The organism is Dyella koreensis (assembly GCF_044904565.1).
GTDB classification, from domain to species: domain Bacteria; phylum Pseudomonadota; class Gammaproteobacteria; order Xanthomonadales; family Rhodanobacteraceae; genus Dyella_D; species Dyella_D koreensis.
Genome location: NZ_JADIKD010000012.1, coordinates 918,375 through 937,188, shown reverse-complemented (window position 1 = coordinate 937,188; position 18,814 = coordinate 918,375). Strand labels below are relative to the sequence as shown.

The 18,814-nt window shown below is 64.5% G+C and carries 17 protein-coding genes; 8 read left to right on the top strand and 9 right to left on the bottom strand.

The window, feature by feature from the left end:
* Positions 1–191: 191 nt before the first annotated feature.
* From ISS97_RS19225 to ISS97_RS19205, 5 genes are all read right to left on the bottom strand, one after another.
* Complete coding sequence (locus tag ISS97_RS19225; RefSeq protein ID WP_379984569.1) at positions 192–728, bottom strand: GNAT family N-acetyltransferase; 537 nt, start codon at positions 726–728, stop codon at positions 192–194.
* 174 nt (positions 729–902) lie between these two features.
* Positions 903–2,171, bottom strand: coding sequence for a cation:proton antiporter (locus ISS97_RS19220; RefSeq protein WP_379984570.1), 1,269 nt, complete (start codon positions 2,169–2,171; stop codon positions 903–905).
* Between the two features lie 50 nt (positions 2,172–2,221).
* Positions 2,222–2,902 carry a hypothetical protein gene (locus ISS97_RS19215; RefSeq protein ID WP_379984571.1) on the bottom strand — a complete coding sequence of 227 codons (681 nt, stop codon included), beginning with the start codon at positions 2,900–2,902 and terminating at the stop codon, positions 2,222–2,224.
* A 263-nt stretch (positions 2,903–3,165) separates the two neighbouring features.
* Positions 3,166–4,371 (bottom strand): cation:proton antiporter, encoded by a 1,206-nt coding sequence (locus ISS97_RS19210; protein ID WP_379984572.1) that lies wholly within the window; start codon positions 4,369–4,371, stop codon positions 3,166–3,168.
* Between the two features lie 36 nt (positions 4,372–4,407).
* Positions 4,408–5,868: an MFS transporter gene (locus tag ISS97_RS19205; RefSeq protein WP_379984573.1), complete on the bottom strand. Its 1,461-nt coding sequence runs from the start codon at positions 5,866–5,868 to the stop codon at positions 4,408–4,410.
* Positions 5,869–6,059: 191 nt separating this feature from the next.
* Between ISS97_RS19205 and rnk the strand changes: the two genes are divergently transcribed.
* Complete coding sequence (rnk, locus tag ISS97_RS19200) at positions 6,060–6,470, top strand: nucleoside diphosphate kinase regulator (protein ID WP_379984574.1); 411 nt, start codon at positions 6,060–6,062, stop codon at positions 6,468–6,470.
* Between the two features lie 128 nt (positions 6,471–6,598).
* Here the strand turns inward: rnk and ISS97_RS19195 are convergent, their stop codons facing one another.
* Positions 6,599–7,237 (bottom strand): phosphatase PAP2 family protein, encoded by a 639-nt coding sequence (locus ISS97_RS19195; protein WP_379984575.1) that lies wholly within the window; start codon positions 7,235–7,237, stop codon positions 6,599–6,601.
* A gap of 93 nt (positions 7,238–7,330) precedes the next feature.
* Between ISS97_RS19195 and ligA the strand changes: the two genes are divergently transcribed.
* The 3 genes from ligA (at position 7,331) to ISS97_RS19180 (ending at position 11,134) form a co-directional block, all read left to right on the top strand.
* Positions 7,331–9,721, top strand: coding sequence for an NAD-dependent DNA ligase LigA (gene ligA / locus ISS97_RS19190; protein WP_379984576.1), 2,391 nt, complete (start codon positions 7,331–7,333; stop codon positions 9,719–9,721).
* Positions 9,718–10,701 (top strand): EF-P lysine aminoacylase EpmA, encoded by a 984-nt coding sequence (epmA, locus tag ISS97_RS19185; RefSeq protein WP_379984577.1) that lies wholly within the window; start codon positions 9,718–9,720, stop codon positions 10,699–10,701. Before ligA ends, epmA begins: the two co-directional genes overlap by 4 nt.
* Before the next feature lie 262 nt (positions 10,702–10,963).
* Positions 10,964–11,134: a LiaI-LiaF-like domain-containing protein gene (locus tag ISS97_RS19180; protein WP_177229338.1), complete on the top strand. Its 171-nt coding sequence runs from the start codon at positions 10,964–10,966 to the stop codon at positions 11,132–11,134.
* A 109-nt stretch (positions 11,135–11,243) separates the two neighbouring features.
* Here ISS97_RS19180 and aqpZ read toward each other — a convergent pair whose 3' ends face one another.
* Positions 11,244–11,942 (bottom strand): aquaporin Z, encoded by a 699-nt coding sequence (aqpZ, locus tag ISS97_RS19175; RefSeq protein ID WP_379984578.1) that lies wholly within the window; start codon positions 11,940–11,942, stop codon positions 11,244–11,246.
* Positions 11,943–12,169: 227 nt separating this feature from the next.
* On the opposite strand from aqpZ, the gene ISS97_RS19170 reads away from it, so the two are divergent.
* Positions 12,170–13,456, top strand: coding sequence for an MFS transporter (locus tag ISS97_RS19170; RefSeq protein WP_379984677.1), 1,287 nt, complete (start codon positions 12,170–12,172; stop codon positions 13,454–13,456).
* Positions 13,457–13,526: 70 nt separating this feature from the next.
* Here ISS97_RS19170 and ISS97_RS19165 read toward each other — a convergent pair whose 3' ends face one another.
* A complete protein-coding gene (locus tag ISS97_RS19165) occupies positions 13,527–14,213 on the bottom strand; it encodes a DUF2461 domain-containing protein (protein WP_379984579.1) in 687 nt (228 codons plus the stop codon).
* Positions 14,214–14,228: 15 nt separating this feature from the next.
* Positions 14,229–15,680 (bottom strand): exodeoxyribonuclease I, encoded by a 1,452-nt coding sequence (gene sbcB, locus ISS97_RS19160; RefSeq protein WP_379984580.1) that lies wholly within the window; start codon positions 15,678–15,680, stop codon positions 14,229–14,231.
* A 192-nt stretch (positions 15,681–15,872) separates the two neighbouring features.
* Here sbcB and orn point away from each other — a divergent pair, with 192 nt between their 5' ends.
* The 3 genes from orn to glmM are packed head-to-tail and all read left to right on the top strand — an operon-like array spanning position 15,873 to position 18,789.
* On the top strand, positions 15,873–16,433 hold the full coding sequence (gene orn / locus ISS97_RS19155; RefSeq protein WP_379984581.1) for an oligoribonuclease: 561 nt from the start codon (positions 15,873–15,875) through the stop codon (positions 16,431–16,433).
* 51 nt (positions 16,434–16,484) lie between these two features.
* A complete protein-coding gene (gene folP / locus ISS97_RS19150; protein ID WP_379984582.1) occupies positions 16,485–17,393 on the top strand; it encodes a dihydropteroate synthase in 909 nt (302 codons plus the stop codon).
* A gap of 49 nt (positions 17,394–17,442) precedes the next feature.
* The gene (gene glmM / locus ISS97_RS19145; RefSeq protein WP_379984583.1) at positions 17,443–18,789 is read left to right on the top strand and encodes a phosphoglucosamine mutase; all 1,347 of its coding nucleotides are present in this window, start codon (positions 17,443–17,445) and stop codon (positions 18,787–18,789) included.
* The last annotated feature ends 25 nt before the right edge of the window (positions 18,790–18,814 follow it).

Sequence of the window (18,814 nt, the reverse complement as noted above, 5' to 3'; positions counted from 1 at the left end):
ATAAAAACAAACGTCAGTTCATCTCTGCAGTCTTTGTGAATCAAGTTGGGTCGGACGTACTCATCGTCGAAGATTCGTGAGTCCGGCCTGTTTGTTTCAGGCTGAAGCCGGCGTGTGATTGAAGGGGGAGGCAATGGCCGCATGCATCCTTTTGTGCGCGGAAGCGCCAGCGTTCCGCCGTCAGATCGGCTTCAACGGGGGGTAAGCTGAAGGGCGAGATATGCTTTCACGCTCGGCCATTCCTCGCGCACGATGCTGTAGAAGGCGGTGTCTCTAGGATGGCCGTTGGGCTCGATCTTGTCTCTGCGCATGACGCCCTCGAACGTCGCGCCGATCTTTTCGAGTGCACGCCGGGATCTGACATTGTCCGCCTTGGCACGAAACTGGACTCGGTTGACATCAAGGGTCTCGAAGCAATACTCAAGCAGCAGTTGCTTGCATTCCGTATTGACGCCGCTGCCCCAGAATTCGCTCGCCATCCAGGTGACGCCGATTTCGATTTTCTTGTCGTGGGGATGGATGTCCAGGAGCCGGGTAGTGCCGATGATTCGGCCGCTGCCGCGAAGACACAGCAGAAACGGGTAGGCCTTGCCGAGCTTCCTGTCATGCAGGGCCGCCGTAAAGTTTGGGTAGAAGATGGCGGGGTCGGAGTAGTCAACTGACGTCAATCGCCAGATGGCACGGTCACGGCCTACGCTGAAAAGTTCATCCAGGGTTTCTTCTTCCACAGGCCGAAGTTCGACGATGCGGCCTGTGAGGATGACCGGGTGTTGAAGCCATGAGCTAACCAAGGTGCACCTGTTGCCTGTCCCATAAGGGAGCGTATTTCACACCCGGGGGCTGGCATTTTGGTGACATCGTTGAGGCGGTCGAGGGGTAAGGTTTGCGGTGGCGTCGCGCCGTTATTGGTGCGGCCTGGAGTCCGGCGTGACCTTGTTCGCCGTTTCATTCGCGCCCACTCGCTGCGTAAACGCCAACACCATCGGCGTCGTCATCACCGTCGTCAGGATCGCCATGATCAACAGGATCGTATACATCCGCTGATCGATCGCGCCGATGTCCAGCCCGACCTTGATGACGATCAACTCCATCAGGCCGCGTGCATTCATCAGCGAGCCCACCGCCAAGCTGGTGCGCCACGAACGGCCCGCCAAACGCGCACCCGCTAGGCCACCCAGCACTTTGCCCACAATCGCGACCGCCAGCACGGCGGCCATGGCGAGGCCAGCGCCACCGGTGAGCATGTTGGGCGTGGTGTTGAGTCCGGAGAGCACGAAGAAGATGGGTAGCAGCACCAGTACGGCGACGTGCTCGATGCGCTCGATCAGCGAGTGGAGCAGGCGGTCGTCGCGCGGCAGGCACAGGCCGAACAGGAAGGCGCCGAAGACGGCATGCAGTCCGAGCCAGTCGGTGACGGCGGCGAAGGCGATGGCGCCGGCGAGCAGGATGGCCAGCAGTGTGTTGGCGGGGCGGCCGTCGGGTGCGCGATGGGCGAGCCATCGGACCAGCAGCGGGCGCAGCACCCCCAGGCCGGCGGCCACCACGACGGCGAGGCCGATGCAGGTGCGCCAGAACGGTGCCCAGTTGCCATGCGCGGAGATGAGCGCCACGACCAGAGCGAGCGCGACCCAGGCGAACACGTCGGTGACCGCGGCGGCGGCGATCGCTAGCTGCCCTGGTTCGCTCTGTGTCAGATGGCGGTCTTTAAGGATGCGCGCCATCACCGGCAACGCCGTGATCGCGACGGAAACGGCGATGAACATCGCAAACGGCCAGAAGTCGATGCCTTTTGGCGCGTAGCCCGCGTAGAGCATTGGCGCGATGCAGAGTCCGAGTACGGCGGGCAGGAGCACGGAAAAGCCGCCGACATAGCTGGCGTCGCGCATCTGTCGCCGTGCGCCGCTAGGGAAGCGCAGCTCGGCGCCGACGATAAACATGAAAAGCACCAGGCCGATGGTGCTCAGGCTGTTCAGTCCACCCAGCGAGGATGGCGCAAACAGCGCGCCTTGCCATGTCGGCGCCATCGCGCCGAATACGATGGGCCCCAGCAGCAGGCCGGTGATCATCTCGCCGATCACCGGCGGCTGTCCCAGCCAACGCAGCGCCCACGACACGGCCCTGGATACGACCAGGATCACCAGCAGCTGCACCAATAGAGTCGGGTGACCCATCCGTTTCTCCCCACGACCGATAGCGGGGCAGGATAGGCGACGGTCGGCTTTCAGCCAAGGATGACGCTGGAACGTCGAGGGCCAGGGCGTTCATGCTCGCTGGGGCGATGTCGATCCCCCGTCATCCTGCGGCACAGCGGGTTGCAGCAAACGCCACTTACTCCTTCGCAGCAACTCACCGCGTTGCAGCACTGAAGATTGCCGGCAGTGCAGCAGTTGCAGGAGGAGGGGAAGGCCGATAGGTCGGCGGTCTCGGTCTTTAGCGGGTGATGGAAGATATCAAGGGCGCTGGTTGTTTTGTCAGCCGTGACTCTGCTCAATTGGAAGCTCACCCCTAGCGGTGCGGCTATGCGCTTGAGGCCGTTGATACCCGTGGTCAAGGTCACTTCGGTATTCAATGTTGACTGGACATCGGGTTCTCCGCGGAGAATCCATTCGCCGTTCGATCTGTCAAAGATCAACATGTGGACTTTGAAGTCCTTCGTGGAGCTGCCTGCGTCCGGCTCGGTGATGCTTACCTGCAAGCGTACGGCGTCGTCGTCGAATCCTTGGGTCGGCTTGACGGTCAACTCGGCGATCTTGTTTGCTTCCATCTGGATGATGGGCTTCGCAATGACGACGTTGGCCCGGGAGATGGAGAGCTGCATCTGATAGATGTCGAATGCGCTGGCTATGGATGCCGCTGCCAGTGCAGACAACCCCAGAGCGCTTATGAGGATTTTTTTCAGCATGGAAAGTCCTTCTCAATGCATGGATCCCTGATCCTGAGTTGGACATTGGTATGGCCAGTGCCCTGGCCAAACAGTCGACCAAGTCCTCCGCCCACGTATGTAGTCGCAAAGACCCGGCACAGGTAGGCGAATTCCGAGCGGTAGTGGCGACGGAGGCGGTTGACCCACTCCACGTGGATGGCCATGCATTGATGGCAGACGGCACTGCCGCAGCCAGTCATGCGGGCATGCGATTTCGCTGCTGAGTTCGAAAGCCGAAAGAATCAGCCGCGCGTGTCGGGAGCGTCCACGGTGCCTTCGACCGGCGCACGCTTCAACAGCATGGCCAGCACCGGCGGTGTCACCATCGCGGTAAGCAGCGACATCGCCACGATGATGGCGTAGATGCGGTCGCTGAAGACGCCCGCGGCCAGGCCAAGGCTGGCGATCACCACGCCAACTTCGCCACGCGGCACCATGCCGAAGCCGACGATGGTGGCGCCGCGCTTGCCCAGCGACAGCGCGCCGAGGAAGCCGCCGGCCAGCTTGGAGATGATGGCGATCACGGTGACCACGGCGAGCATGATCAGCGCATCGGCGTTGCCGAGCTGGTGCAGGTCGATCTTGCTGCCGGTGATGACGAAGAAGAACGGTGTGAGCAGGGCGAGCAGCGGCTGCACCTGCTTCTCCAGCGTGTGTTGCTGGCGCGTTTCGGAAGCGATCATGCCGGCAAGGAAGGCGCCGATGATGGCGGCCAGGCCGAACAGGGTGGAGACGTAGGCGAGGCCAAGGCATAGCGCCAGCACCACGGCGAGTGCGGAGTGCTGGCCGTGCGGCTTGTCGAGCCAGCTGGAGTTCCAGCGCATCGCACGTGCGCCGCCGAGACCGATCACCGCAATGAAGCCGATGGCGCCGGCCAGCGTGGTGACCAGATGCATCACATTGAAACCTTCACCACCCTGCAGCGACACCACTACGCCGAGCAGCAGCATGGCGAGGATGTCGTCGATCACGGCGGCGCCGAGAATCACTTTGCTCTCGGTGCGCTGCAGTGCGTTCAACTCCTGCAGTACGCGTGCGGTGATGCCGGCCGAGGTGGCAACGAAGGCCGCGGCCACGAACAGCGACTTGCCCCAGTCGAAGCCGCTGCTATGCGCCCAGAAGCCGCCGAGCGCGAACGGCACGATCACGCCGAGTACGCCGACGAGGAAGGCGACCTTGCCGACCTTCTTCAAATCTTCGAGCCGGGTTTCCAGACCCACGGCGAACAGCAATAGGACCACGCCGATTTCGGCCAGCACATCCAGCGGTGTGCCGACGGCGATCTGGTCGGGGGTGATCCAGCCGAGCAGGGAGGGACCGACCACACAGCCTGCGGCGATCTCACCGACAACACCCGGCAGCTTCAGGCGCTGAGCGATCTCGCCACCGATCTGCGCCGCGACGAAGACGATGAAAAGGGTCAGCAGAATGTCGGCGGCGTGATGCATGCGGGGGTCCTTCCGAAAGCAAATATGCCCGGCATGCTACATGGTTGAGCGCTTGGGGGCATCGACGCCCAGGCGGCTGAAAACCCAGCTCGCCGTCGCGGTAACGATGCCCAGCAGCAGCACGGTCCAGCGGAATGCGCCGACGTAGTCGTCATGCGCATGGCCTTGCAGCAAAGCCTCCATCAGCAGCGAGGCGAGCGCGATGCCGAAGCTCATCGACAGGTACTGCGCGGTGGAGGCCATGGACGAGGCCATCGACGCATATTTCACGTCGAGGTCGTTGTAGATCAGCGTGTTCATGGCGGTGTATTGCAGGCCCATGAAGCCGCCGTAGACGAACACCATGGGCGCGATCACCCACATCGGCGTGGTTTTGCCGAGCAGCGCGAACGAGGCCAGCAGCGCTGCGACGATCAAGGTGTTGGTGAGCAGGAAGCGGCGATAACCCATGCGTGTGAGCAGGCGGTTGATCACCCACTTCGCGCAGATCGAGCCCAGCGCCTGCGGCACCATCATCAGCCCGGCCATGGTGGGCGACCAGCCGCAACCCACCTGCAGAAACAGCACCAGCAACAGGAACATGCCGGAGACGCCGAGGCGGGTGAACAGGTTGCCGGCGAGCGACACCCACACACTGCGCACGCGCAGCAGGGTGAGGTCGGCGACCGGGTACGCCGTGCGCCGGCTATGCCATACATAGATGCTGCCGAAGATCAGTGCGAGCACGCCGCTCACCGCGATTTCCGGCCAGCGGCCGCCGCCGCCGCTGGCGACTTCGGAGGCGGTCAGCAACATCGCCGAGGCTGCGGCGAACAGCAGGAAGCCGAGCAGATCGAAGCGGTGCGGATCGTCGAGCCGGTAATCCGGCATCTCACGCCCGTTCATCCAGTAACCGATCACGCCCACCGGCACATTGATCAGGAAGATCAGGCGCCACGAGGTGTATTGCGCCAACAGGCCGCCGAGCAGGGGACCCAGGACGGAGCCTAAAAGGCCGACGGTGGCCACCGTGCTCATGGCGCGCACGAAGTCGCGCTTGTCGATGCTGCGCACCAGCACATAACGGCCCACCGGCATCAGCGCTGCACCGCCGAGGCCTTGCAGCACGCGCGCAGCCACCAGTTGCGGTAGCGTCTGCGCCATGCCGCATAGCAGCGAGCCGAAGGTGAACACGGCAATGGCCGCCGCGAACACGCGCCGTGTGCCAAAGCGGTCGCACACCCAGGGGCTGGCGGGAATGAAGATGGCCAGGGTCAGCACATAGCTGGTCAGTGCGATGCGCATGCCCAGCGGCGTGACGCCCAGCGCGTCGGCCATGGCCGGCACGGCGGTGTTGACGATGGTGGAATCCAGCGCCTGCATGAAGAAGGCGGCGGCGACCAGCCAGATCAGGCCGCGATAGCGTTCGCGCGATGAAACCGGTGGAGGCAGGCCGGTTTCGGGACCGGTTGGGTCGGAAGGTGGGGGCACTTCCGTGGCGGCGAAATGTTCGGGCATGACCCGCGTAATGATAGCTGCTATGGCACCTTGCTTTTCGCGCGAGGCGCCACCAAAGTCATTACTGTTTCACCGCGCATTCGTACCAGCGCGTGACCGAATTTCAACCCGCCGCGCCGAGGTGTTCTCGCCTCGGCGCTGCTTTTTTTGCGTAGTCGGCGCGAAGCAGCGCCTATGGAAAGGACATCGACATGAGCATCAAGCCCCCCATCGTTCTCTCCCGTCTCGACCTGGAGCGCATCGAAGCCTTGCTGGAGCGCATGCCGCCCGCGCAGGCGGAGGGTTATGCGACCTTGCGGGCCGAGCTGGATCGCGCGGAGGTGCTGGAGCCGGCCGCCATGCCGAGCGACGTGGTGACCATGAATTCCCGGGTGACCTTCGAGGATGAGGGGCAGGGCGAAAAGCTCACGTTGTCCCTGGTGTATCCGGCCGCTGCGGGCGCTCCGGGTACGGTATCCATCCTGGCGCCCGTCGGTAGCGCGTTGCTGGGCCTCACCAAGGGGCAGCACATCGACTGGCCGACGCCGGACGGCAAGCAGCGGCGGCTGCATGTGCTGGAGATCGAGTATCAGCCGGAGGCGGCGGGGCATTTGCACCGTTGAGGTGACAAATGCTGTCTCTACTGGATCCCGGCCTGCGCCGGGATGACGGTCAGGGAGCGTCTTCTTTGCTCGTCATTCCGGCGTAGGCCGGAATCCAGTAGCGCATCGGTTCGGTTCCGTTCCGACCTTCAATCCCACTTCTTCTGGAAGCCCACCTGGAACCCACCCGGCAACAGGCCCACGATCCACGGCGATTTGCGGTGTTCGGCCCACAGGCCTACGCCGACGCCGAGCGCCGCGCCCGCCAGCACGTCGGTCTGCCAGTGCGCGTGGTTCTTCATGCGGGCTACAGCGTCATAGGCTGGCAACAGGGCCAGGGCATAAACGGCAGGGTGTTCGTCACCATAAGTGGCGATGATCGGCGTCACCGCGGCGGTGATGGTCGATACCTCGCCGCTAGGGAAGCTTTGCGCATGGAAGCCCTGAAACCACTGGTTGGGACTGCGCGACTGGGTGGGGCGCTTGCGCTGAAAGGTCCATTTCAGCGCCTGGGCGCTGACGCTGGTCACCACAATGGAGTCGACCGAGCGCCACAGGGTATCGCCCAACTGGTTGTCGTCGCCCAGCCACAGCGCGCCGCCGGCCACCGAAAGCACCGTGCCGTAGAGCAGCACCTGCTGGTTGCTGCGCCTCCAGATGCCGGTGTTGTCGAAGTGGAGGGTGTGATCGATGCCGAGGGGGCCGCCGCCTGCCCGGGCATTCTCAGGCAGCAGGGTTGTGCACAGAACGATAACAAGTAGCAGCAGGGTAAACCGCAGCGCGCGCATGGCTGTGTCCTCCCGCGGCGGGCGGACGCCGCCGCACCCGGGGCGACCCTAGACCCACCCGCTTTCGGGCGGCTTACTCGCTAAACTTCCGGCATGAACCAACGTCATCCCGTCACTATTCAGGCCCGCGCCGCCGAGCTTCGCGAGCGCATCGAACAAGCCAACTACCGCTATCACGTTCTCGACGACCCGGAAATCACCGACGCCGACTACGACCGCCTGATGCGCGAACTGGAAGCGCTGGAAGCCGAGCACCCGGAGCTGGCTACCGATGACTCGCCGACTCGCCGCGTCGGCGCCCGCGCGAGTGGCGGTTTCGCGGAAGTGCGTCATGCGCTGCCGATGCTGTCGCTGGGTAATGCTTTCGAACAGGAAGGCGACGGCGACCGCGAGCGCTTCCGCGAGGTCGCGGAATTCGAGCGCCGCATCGAGCAGACGCTGGACCGCCGCGAGCCGGTGTTCTCGGTGGAGCCCAAGCTCGATGGCCTGGCGATCAGCCTGCGCTACGAGGGGGGCGCGTTCGTGCAGGGCGCGACGCGCGGTGATGGCGAGACCGGCGAGGACGTTACCGCCAACCTGCGTACTGTCGCCGCGATTCCGCTGCGCCTGCGTGGCAGCGGCTGGCCACGCGTGCTGGAAGTGCGCGGCGAAGTGATCATGCTGCACAAGGATTTCGAGGCCTTCAATGCGCGTGCCCGCGCCAGCGGCGAGAAAACGCTGGCGAATCCGCGCAACGGCGCCGCCGGCTCGCTGCGCCAGCTTGATGCGGCCATCACCAAGAAGCGCAAGTTGAGTTTCTTCGCCTATGCCATCGGTGTGGTCGAAGGTGGCGAGATGCCGCCGACACATTCGCAGACGCTGCAGAAGCTGCGCGAGTGGGGTTTTCCGGTGTCGCCGGAAGTGGGGACGGCGCGTGGCTTTGGCGGTTTGATTGCGTACTACCGCCGCATCGGCGAGAAGCGCGACAAGCTGCCGTACGACATCGATGGTGTGGTTTATAAGTTGGACGACTACGCCGGCCAGCAGGAGATGGGTTTCGTCTCGCGCGCGCCGCGCTGGGCCATCGCGCATAAATTTCCGGCGCAGGAACAGACCACCACGGTGGAGGCGATCGAGATCCAGATCGGCCGCACCGGCGCGGCGACGCCGGTGGCACGGCTGGCTCCAGTGCAGGTGGCCGGCGTGACGGTGACCAACGCCACGCTGCATAACGCCGATCAGGTGGCGCGTCTCGATGTGCGCGTGGGCGATACGGTGATCGTGCGGCGTGCCGGCGATGTGATTCCTGAAGTGGTGCGCGTGATGTCGGAGCAGCGGCCTTCGCACACCAAGCCGTGGTCGATGCCAACGCATTGTCCGGTCTGCGGCTCGGCGTTGCTGCGCGAGGAAGGCGAGGCGGCATGGCGCTGTTCCGGCGGCCTGATCTGTGCGGCGCAGCGCAAAGAAGCCCTGATCCATTTCGCCGCGCGCCGCGCGATGGATATCGACGGCCTCGGCGAGCGCTTTGTCGATGCGCTGGTGGACTTCGGCTATGTGCACACGCCGGCGGATCTGTATCGCTTGACGCTGGACGATTTTCTTGAAATGAAACGGCGCGCGGACGAGCGCGACGGCACCACGCCGGAAACGGTGAAGCAGGGCAAGGTCGCCACCAAGTGGGCCGAGAACCTTATCGAAGGCATCGAAGCGAGCAAGCACACCACCTTGCCGCGCTTCCTGTTCGCGCTGGGCATCATGCATATCGGCGAGAGCACCGCGAAGACGCTGGCGGCGTGGCTGGGACGGCTGGAGTTCGTGCGCACCACGCCGGAGCCGGTGCTGCAGGTGTTGCCGGATATCGGCGGCGAAGTGGCGCGTTCCATCGCGGGTTTCTTTGCGCAGGAAGGCAACCAGAAGGTGGTCGACGATTTGCTGGCGTCCGGTATCGTATTCAGTGACGAAGCCGAACCTTCGCCCAAGCTGCGCGGCAAGCTCAGTCTGGACGTGCTGCTGGATATGGCCAAGGTGTCGAAGCTGGGCCCGAAGAGCACCAAGCAACTGGCTCAGCACTACACGAATCTGCAGCAGCTTGTCCGCGCCGGGCAGGCTCAATGGGTAACAGCGGGTGTGCCATCGGCGGCGGCCATCAACTTGGAAGCCTGTCTGGCCGACGAAGCGAATCTGGTGCCGCTGCGCGAGGCCGAGGCCGCCATGCAGCGCCTGCTCGACGCGATTCCCTCCAGCGCTGGCGCCTCCACCGCGCCACTCGAAGGGCTGACTGTGGTGCTTACCGGCACACTCGCCACGCTGGGGCGCGACGAAGCCAAGGATCGACTGGAAGCGCTGGGCGCGAAAGTTTCTGGCTCGGTATCGAAGAAAACCAGTTTCGTGGTGGCAGGCGAGGCGGCCGGTTCCAAGCTCGACAAGGCGCAGGAGCTGGGCGTGGAGGTGTGGGACGAAGCGCGCCTCCTGGCGCTGCTGGCCATGCATGAGGGGAAGGCATGACCACGCACGATGGCGACCGGGTGATTCCGCTGGTGCGGCGCGCGCCGCTGCAGCTGCGCGCGCGCCTGAATGCGTTGATTCGTTCTTTCTTCGCCGAGCGCGGTGTGCTGGAAGTGGAGACGCCGATTCTGTCGGCGGCCGGCAATACCGATCCGAACATTGAAAGCTTCAGTGCGAGCTTCAATGGCCACGTCGACGCCGGCCCGCGTGAGCGCTGGCTGCGCACGTCCCCGGAGTATCCGCTCAAGCGCTTGCTCGCCGCCGGTGTGGGCGACTGCTACGAGATGGGCCGGGTGTTTCGCAATGGTGAGGCGGGCGGGCGCCACAATCCCGAATTCACCATGCTCGAGTGGTATCGCGTCGGCTGGGATCATCGCCAGCTGATGGAGGAAAGCATTGCGCTGGTGGAAGCGGCACTGTCGCTGGTGCACCGGCGTGCGGAAGTGGTGGTGGAAAGCTATCGCCAGCTGTTTCTCGACGAACTGGGGCTGGATCCGCTGCATGCCAGCACCGACGAGCTGCGCGCGCCGTTGGCGGAGTACGGCATCGATCCGGAAGGGCTGCGTCGCGACGACTGGCTCGATCTGCTGATCACGCACAAATTGCAGCCGGCTTTTCCGCGCGATCGCGTCACGGTGATCCACGACTATCCGGCCAGCCAGTGCGCGCTGGCGAAGATTCGCCCTGGCGATCCGCCGATGGCCGAGCGCTTCGAGCTATACCTGGGGCGTTATGAACTGGCTAACGGTTATCACGAGTTGAACGACGGAGCGGAACAGCGCCGGCGTTTCGAGCGCGACAACGCACTGCGCCGCGAGCGCGGCCTGCGCGAAGTGCCACTGGATGAGCATCTGCTGGCCGTGCTCGACGCCATGCCCGATTGCGCTGGCGTGGCCATGGGCATGGAACGGTTGCTGATGTGCCTGGCCGGTACGGATGCGATTGCCGACGTGTTGGCGTTTCCGTTTGCGGATGCCTGAAGGGCGTGCTCTGAGCTTCTGCTCCTCTCCCTGCTGGCAGGGGGAGGTTGGGAGGGGGTAGGCCCTTGCGATGGCGCTGCACATGGGTGGGCTTCACCCAACCCCGACCCTCCCCTGATGCGCCCAGAGGAAGTCCCCGTGGGACACGCAGGGGAGGGAGTGTCCGGTGCAGCGCTGCTAGCTGAATTGTCCGCAACGTTCCGATTGACTCGCCCGCGGCGGCCACGCAGAGTGGCCGCGTGCCAACCCTTGTGAGGCTTCGATGAAACCCAGCGTACCCGGCCTGATCCTGATCGTGATCGGCGTGTTGTTCCTGATGCGCAACCTTGGCTTCGACCTGCACCTGGGTCAGCTCTTTGTGACCTGGTGGCCGCTGGCGCTGATCGCGCTGGGCGTCGGCATGCTGTTCAAGGGCAATCTGCCCAAGGCCTGACGCTCCGGCTTATGCCGAGTAAGACGTAGCCAGAAAATCAGGTAGCCCACGGGATGGGCGCCTACCAAACCAAAGAGGGATCCGGTTTTCGCCGGATCCCTCTTTTTCGTCAGTCCTTACTTTCCAGCAGATGACGATAGATCAGGCCGCCGATGGCGCCACCGATCAGCGGGATCAGCCAGAACACCCATAGCTGCTGGAGCGCCCAGCTACCCTGGAACAGCGCCACGCCGGTGCTACGCGCCGGGTTCACCGAGGTGTTGGTGACCGGGATGCTGATCAGGTGGATCAAGGTAAGCGCGAGGCCGATGGCGAGCGGACCGAAACCGGCCGGTGCGCGCTTGTCGGTGGAACCATGGATCACGATCAGGAAGAACGCGGTCAGCACCAGTTCGGCCACGATGGCTGCATGCAGCGAGTAGCCGCCCGGCGAGTGATCGCCGTAACCGTTGGAGGCGAAGCCCGCACTGGCGTCGAAACCGGCCTTGCCGCTGGCGATGGCGTACAGCACGGCGCCCGCCGCGATGCCGCCGATGACCTGCGCGACGATGTAAGGCAATACGTCCTTGGCCGGGAAGCGGCCGCCGGCACACAGGCCTACCGTGACTGCGGGATTGAAATGGCCGCCGGAGATGTGGCCGACCGCATAGGCCATGGTCACCACGGTCAAGCCGAAGGCGAGCGCGACGCCCGCAAAGCCGATACCAAGATCGGGAAACGCGGCTGCCAGGACAGCGCTGCCGCAACCGCCGAACACCAGCCAGAACGTGCCGAACAACTCGGCGGTAAAACGCTTGCCCATACTCATGAGTAGGTCTCCTTGCGAAAAGCGGGAAGGGAAATCCAAAAAGTTTGTTACCCCTACTGCCCAGGCTCTCCCTGCCCAAGCGCCGGGCTAGCCTAGCAAACTGGTTAAGCGGGGCATATGGGTGCGTATCCGATAGCGCCTGCGGCGGGCTGCAGGTTTGGTGCTATGTTGCCCGCCACCTTTCGATGCCCGCACCGCCGCCACCGATGATGCAAGCCGCTCCGTCAGTGCCCTCGCTCGGCACATCCGCCGTGCTTACCCGCAACGATTTCCGCACGCTGTTCCTGGCCGCCCTGGGTGGTGCGCTGGAGTTTTACGACTTTGTGGTGTTCGTGTTCTTCGCGTTACCGCTCAGCGAGCTGTTCTTTCCGAAGGGCACGGCGCCATGGCTGGCGCAGCTGCAGGTATATGGCATTTTCGCGGCGGGTTATCTCGCGCGGCCGCTGGGCGGCATCGTGATGGCGCACTTCGGCGACCGGCTGGGGCGCAAGCGCATGTTTACGCTCAGTGTGTTCCTGATGGCATTGCCCACGCTGGCGATTGGCTTGTTGCCGGTGCACGCGCAGGTTGGCCTGCTCGCGCCGGTGCTGCTGCTGTTGCTGCGCGTGGTGCAAGGCATCGCGATCGGCGGCGAAGTCCCGGGGGCGTGGGTGTTCGTGGCTGAGCACGCGCCGAAGGGTAGAGTCGGCTTCGCCTGTGCCAGCCTCACGTCCGGCCTGACGGTGGGCATTCTGATCGGCTCGCTGACGGCGGCATGGATCAATCATCACCTCAGTCACGAGCAGGTGTTGGCGTGGGGCTGGCGCATGCCGTTCCTGCTTGGCGGTGTGTTCGGCTTCATTGCTGTGTGGCTGCGCCGCTGGTTGAGCGAGACGCCGGTGTTCGCGGCGATGCGCGAACGCAAGGAGCTGAGCCGCGAGTTGCCATTGCGGGCTGTGCTGAGGTCGCATCGTGGTGCCGTAGTCACCTCGATGCTGGTGACCTGGATGCTGACGGCGGCGATCCTGGTGCTCATTCTGATGTTGCCGAACCTGGTGCAGAAGCAGTTCGGTCTGAGTCCCGACGTGGCCTTCCTCGGCAACAGTCTTGCGGCGTTCTTCCTGTGCCTGGGTTGCATCAGCTATGGCTGGCTGGTGGATCGCATCGGCGATCGCCAGGCGCTGCTCGCCGGTTCGATCGCGTTGCTGGCGGGGACCTACGTGTTGTTCGGCGATCTGGCGAATGGCGGTCAGCACTTCCTGCTGCTGTATTCGCTGGTGGGGTTCCTGGTCGGCGCGGTCGGCGTGGTGCCCACGGTGATGGTGATGGCCTTCCCGGCGCCGATCCGCTATTCCGGCCTGTCCTTTGCGTACAACGTGGCCTATGCCGTGTTCGGCGCCAGTACGGCCACTTTGATCGAAGTGCTGGCCGAGCGTGTGGGGCACATGGCGCCGGCGCATTACGTGGCTATCACGGCGGTGGTGTCGGCTGTGGTGGCTATTTATCTGCTCAGGCAGCGGCGCGCTGCCTTGTAGGAGCCCACCCTGTGGGCGACCAGGGCCGCACGTTGTCGCGCGGCCAGTCGCGCACAGGGTGCGCTCCTACTTAGAACTCGAGTTCTTGTGAGGCGCACAGGTAGTCGATCATCGGCGAGATGCGCTTGAAGGTGGCGACGAGCCACGGCAGCAGTTCGTCTGAGCAAGCGAGCTTTTCGTCGAAGCCTTCGCCGGCCGCGAAGTCCTTGCGCTTGATGTCCTCGATCAGCTCGTGCTCCGGATCGAAGCCACGCGGCGGACGGCTGAGTGCCTCGCCCCAGAAAGTGAAGTGTTCGCGGAAGGCTTTGCTCTGCGTGGCCTTTTTCCAGGCAGTGGGGTTGTCGGCCAGGAAGGCACGCAGGCGCTTGAGTGCATCGGGTTCCGGATGCCACATGCCGCCACCGGCGAAGCAATCGCCGGGCTGGATGTGCACATAGAACGACGGTGCCGGAATTTCGTGGCGCCGCTCGTGGAAGAAGCGCGAGCCCTGCCATGGCTTGTACGGCAGCTTGTTATTGGAGAAGCGCGTGTCACGGTAGATACGGAACAGCGAGCCGCCGTTCTTGCGCGGGTCGGCGCGGTAGTGCGGGCTGATCTTGGCCAGCGGGGCCTGCATATCGGTGATCAGCTCCAGGAACGGATCGCGCACGTCGCGCTCGTAGTCGGCCTTGTGCGCCTGGAACCACTCGCGGCTGTTGTTGCGGTCGAGCGCGCGCAGGAAGCGGAAGGTGGCGGGCGAGAAGTAGCTCTTCGGCATAGGGCTTATCGAGAATCAGGTGGCGAGGGGAAGGAGGTCGGCGGTGAGGTGCTCGCCCCACAGTTGCAGTTGATCGAGCAGTGACAGTTTGCCGGATTCGTTCGCATGTTCGGCACGCAGCGTGGCGATGCGGGCGAAGTAGTCGTCCATGGTCAGGTTGGTCAGCGGACCCGGCTTGAGCAGGCGGTCACGGCGGAAGTTCTCCCAGCGCGCGCGCTCATCGGCGGTAAGTGTCTCCGGCCAATTGCGGGCGCGATAGCGGAACAGCAATTCCGGATAACGCGGATCGCGGAACGGGAACGGGCGCGTGCCCAGTTGCTCCGGTGGCGTAGCGCGCACGTCGGCCAGCAGGCGCTTGTCCGCATCGGGCAGGAAGCCGCCGTAGATGGCAAGTTCGGGGTCGGCTGGCGGTGGCAGCTCGGCGGCGCGTTCGAACACCTGGCGCAGTTTCGCGGCAAGTCCGTCGATGCCGGCGAGCACATCGCGATGTGCGAGGCAGCGCTCGACATCCAGTTGCAGACGTTCGGTATCGACACCTTTGAGTACCGACAGCGGCGCCAGCGCGGGAGCGCGGTTGGCGCGCACGGTGCGCAGCGGGATGCGCTCGACACCTTCAGGCAGATCCGCGCGTGCAGTGAATACGCGGTCGGCGATTTCATCCGCATCCAGGGCCAGCAGTGCGCTTGGATCCGTGGCGAGGTCATACACGATCACTTCGCCCGCCCGGCTCGGGTGCTGGGCCAGCGGCGCAATGAGGGTCAGGCAGTGGCGGCTGGCGGGGTAACGCGACGACACATGCACCACCGGCGTCATGTTCACCACGTCGAGCAGCTCGAACACTTTCTGTTTGCGGCGCAGGCCAAAGTGCCAGTCCCACAGGCGCGGCTGGCGCACCCGGATCAGGCGGGCCAGGTCGATCAGTGCATGCACGTCGGAGAGCGCATCATGCGCGCGCTCCTGCTGCAGATGGTTGGCAGTGGCGAGATGTTCCAGTTTGAAACTGGGCGAGCCGTCCTCGCGCGTGGGCCACACGATGCCTTCGGGGCGCAGGGCCTCGCACATGCGGACGAGGTCGATCAGGTCCCAGCGCGAGTTGCCGTTCTCCCATTCGCGCCCATAGGGCTCGTAGAAGTTGCGGTAGAGCATCTGCCGGGTGAACTCATCGTCGAAGCGCAGCGAGTTGTAGCCCACCCCACAGGTGCCGGGTGCGGCCAGTTGCTCGTGCACCCGCGCGGCGAAATCGGCCTCGCTCACGCCTTCGCGCTCGGCTTGCTGCGGGGTGATGCCGGTGATCAGGCAGGCCTCGGGGTGAGGGGGCATGTCGCGCGGCGGTTTGCCGAAGAACATCACCGGTTCGCCCACGATTTCCAGCTCCATGGTGGTGCGGATGCCGGCGAACTGGAGGGGGCGGTCGCGCCACGAGTCGGCGCCGCTGGTTTCGTAGTCGTGCCAGAAGAAGGTCTGCATGGCGGGATGATCGCACGGCGTCCGGAGCTCTGTTGTAGGAGCCCGCCCTGTGGGCGAAAGCCCTGCGTAGCGGGGCCGCGGTCATGCGCTGAACCGAGAGCGGCGGCCCTCCAGGCCGCTTTCGCGCTCAGGGTGCGCTCCTACGGAGTTCGCGCAGGCACCTGCTGCTAGACTGCGCGCCCAGGAGGGAGCATGAACCAAGCTAATGACGACAACCTGATCTGGATCGATCTGGAGATGACCGGTCTCGATACCGATAACGACTCCATACTTGAGATCGCCACCATCGTCACCGATAAGGACCTGAACATTCTGGCCGAAGGCCCGGTGTTCGCCATCCGCCACGTCTCGGAGCAACTGGAAGCGATGGATGCGTGGAACCGCAACCAGCATCGCCGGTCCGGCCTGTGGGATCAGGTGCTGGCTTCCTCTGACGACCACGCCGACGCCGAGCAGGCCACGCTGGATTTCCTCAGGGCCTGGGTGCCTGCCGGCAAATCGCCGATGTGCGGCAACTCGATCTGTCAGGACCGGCGCTTCATGCATCGCCAGATGCCGCGGCTGGAGCGTTATTTCCATTACCGCAATCTCGATGTGTCGACGCTCAAGGAGTTGTCGCGCCGCTGGTCGCCGAGTATCGGCAAGGGTTTCAGCAAGGAGTCCGCGCATACCGCGTTGTCGGACATCCGCGATTCCATCGAAGAGTTGCGCTACTACCGCCAATACATGGGCGCGCTGGGCGGCGCCGGTTGATTCATCGCCACGCCGCGATATGCCTCAGTGCTGCGCGATCCGGGAGTGAACATGTCCGCTGAATTATTCGCCCCTGTCCTTGATTGCGCCGGCCGCCCGCTGCGGCTGGACCGGCCACGCGTGGTCGGCATCCTCAATGTCACGCCCGATTCGTTTTCCGACGGCGGCAGCCACGCCAGCACCGAAGCCGCGGTGGCGCATGGCCTGCGTCTGGCGGAGGAGGGCGCGGACATGCTCGACGTGGGCGGCGAATCCACCCGCCCCGGTGCCGATGAGGTATCGCTGGAGGAAGAGCTGCGCCGGGTCATTCCGGTGATCGAGCAGTTGGCGGCGCGCACGTCGCTGCCCATCGCTATCGACACCTCCAAGCCGGAAGTGATGCGTGCCGCCGTGGCCGCGGGCGCGGGCATGATCAACGACGTCTACGCGCTGCGCCGCGAAGGCGCGCTGGACGCCGCGGCCGAGCTGCGTGTGGCGATCTGCCTGATGCATATGCAGGGCGAGCCGCGCAGCATGCAGGCCGAACCGCATTACGACGATGTGGTGGGCGATGTGCATCGGTTTCTCACCGATCGCTTGTTTGCTTGCGAGCTGGCCGGCATCGACAAGCGGCAGGTGATGGTCGACCCGGGTTTCGGCTTCGGCAAGACGCTGGAACACAATCTGGCCCTGCTGCGCGAGCTGGAGCGTTTCGGCAACCTAGGCAGCGGCGCTTACGTGGGCCTGTCGCGTAAATCGATGATCGGGACGCTCACCGGCAAGGCCGAGCCCGCGCAGCGCGTGGCCGGTTCGGTCGCTGCCGCGGTGATCGCGGTGCAACGTGGCGCGCGTATGGTGCGTGTACATGATGTGGCCGCTACGGTCGACGCTTTGGCGGTTTGGCATGCCGTGGCTGCAGGGGAGCCGACGGTACGCCGTGAGAGCCGTCCGGCCGCGCCGCGTTGGCCGGACGACGAGTAACTAAAAACACGGCGGCGCCAAGCGCGGCGCGCGTGCACAGGATCCCCTTATGAGCGAACGCAAATACTTCGGTACCGATGGCATCCGCGGCCCGGTGGGCCAGTGGCCGATCAGCGCGGATTTCATGCTGCGGCTGGGCCATGCGGCAGGCATTGCGCTGGCGCGCAACGCGAAGTCGCGGCCGAAGGTGCTGATTGGCAAGGACACTCGCGTGTCCGGTTATATGTTCGAGGCCGCGCTGGAGGCCGGTCTGGTGGCTGCCGGTGTGGATGTGGGCCTGCTTGGCCCGATGCCGACGCCGGCCGTGGCGTTCCTCACGCGCTCGTTGCGCGCGCAGGCGGGCATTGTGATCAGCGCCTCGCACAATCCGCATCAGGACAATGGCATCAAGTTCTTTTCGGCGACCGGCGAAAAGCTATCCGACGAACTGGAAGAAGCCATCGAGCAGGAGCTGGATGGCGAGTTCACTACCGTTCCCTCCGAGCGGCTAGGCAAGGCCACCCGCGTCGATGACGCCGTGGCGCGCTATACCGAATTCTGCAAGGCCACCATCGACGAGCATTTCAGTCTGCGTGGTATGAAGCTGGTGCTGGACTGCGCCAATGGCGCGACCTACCAAGTGGCGCCCAGGGTGTTCGCCGAGCTGGGCGCGGAAGTGATCGCCATCGGCGACCGGCCCGACGGGTTCAATATCAATCGCGGGGTGGGTTCCACGCATCCGCAGACGCTGCAACTGGCGGTGCTCGAACATCATGCGGATCTCGGCATCGCCTTCGACGGCGACGGCGACCGCGTGCAGATGGTGGATCGCAATGGCCTGCTCGCCGACGGCGACGACATGCTCTACGTGCTGGCTCACGCCTGGCAGGCGCAGGGCCATCTGAAAGGGCCGGTGGTTGGTACCTTGATGAGCAACTACGGCCTGCAACAGGCGCTGGACAAGCTGGGCGTGGCGTTGATCCGCGCCAACGTGGGCGACCGTTATGTGCTGCAGCAGCTCAAGCAGCATGGCGGGCTGCTCGGTGGCGAAACCTCGGGCCACATCCTGTGTCTGGATCGCGCCACCACGGGCGACGGCATTGTCTCCGCGCTAGCCGTGCTGGAGGCGCTGGGTGGACTCGATTTCGCCGATGCGCGCCAGGGTCTGAATAAGACACCTCAGCTCATGATCAACGTCCGCGCCGATGGCGCCCGCGAGGCGCTGCATAGCGAGGCCGTGAAAGAGGCCTTGGCGGAGGCTGAGCAGACGCTGCTGGGCCGGGGCCGGGTGGTGCTGCGCGCCTCCGGTACCGAGCCGCTGGTGCGAGTGACGGTGGAGGCGGCCGACGAGGCCGAGGTGAAGCGGATAGCGGAGAAGCTGGCGGAGGTCGTAAAATCCTCCGCCGAACGCTCGTGAGCCAGTAAGAGCCTGTTCCAGGAAC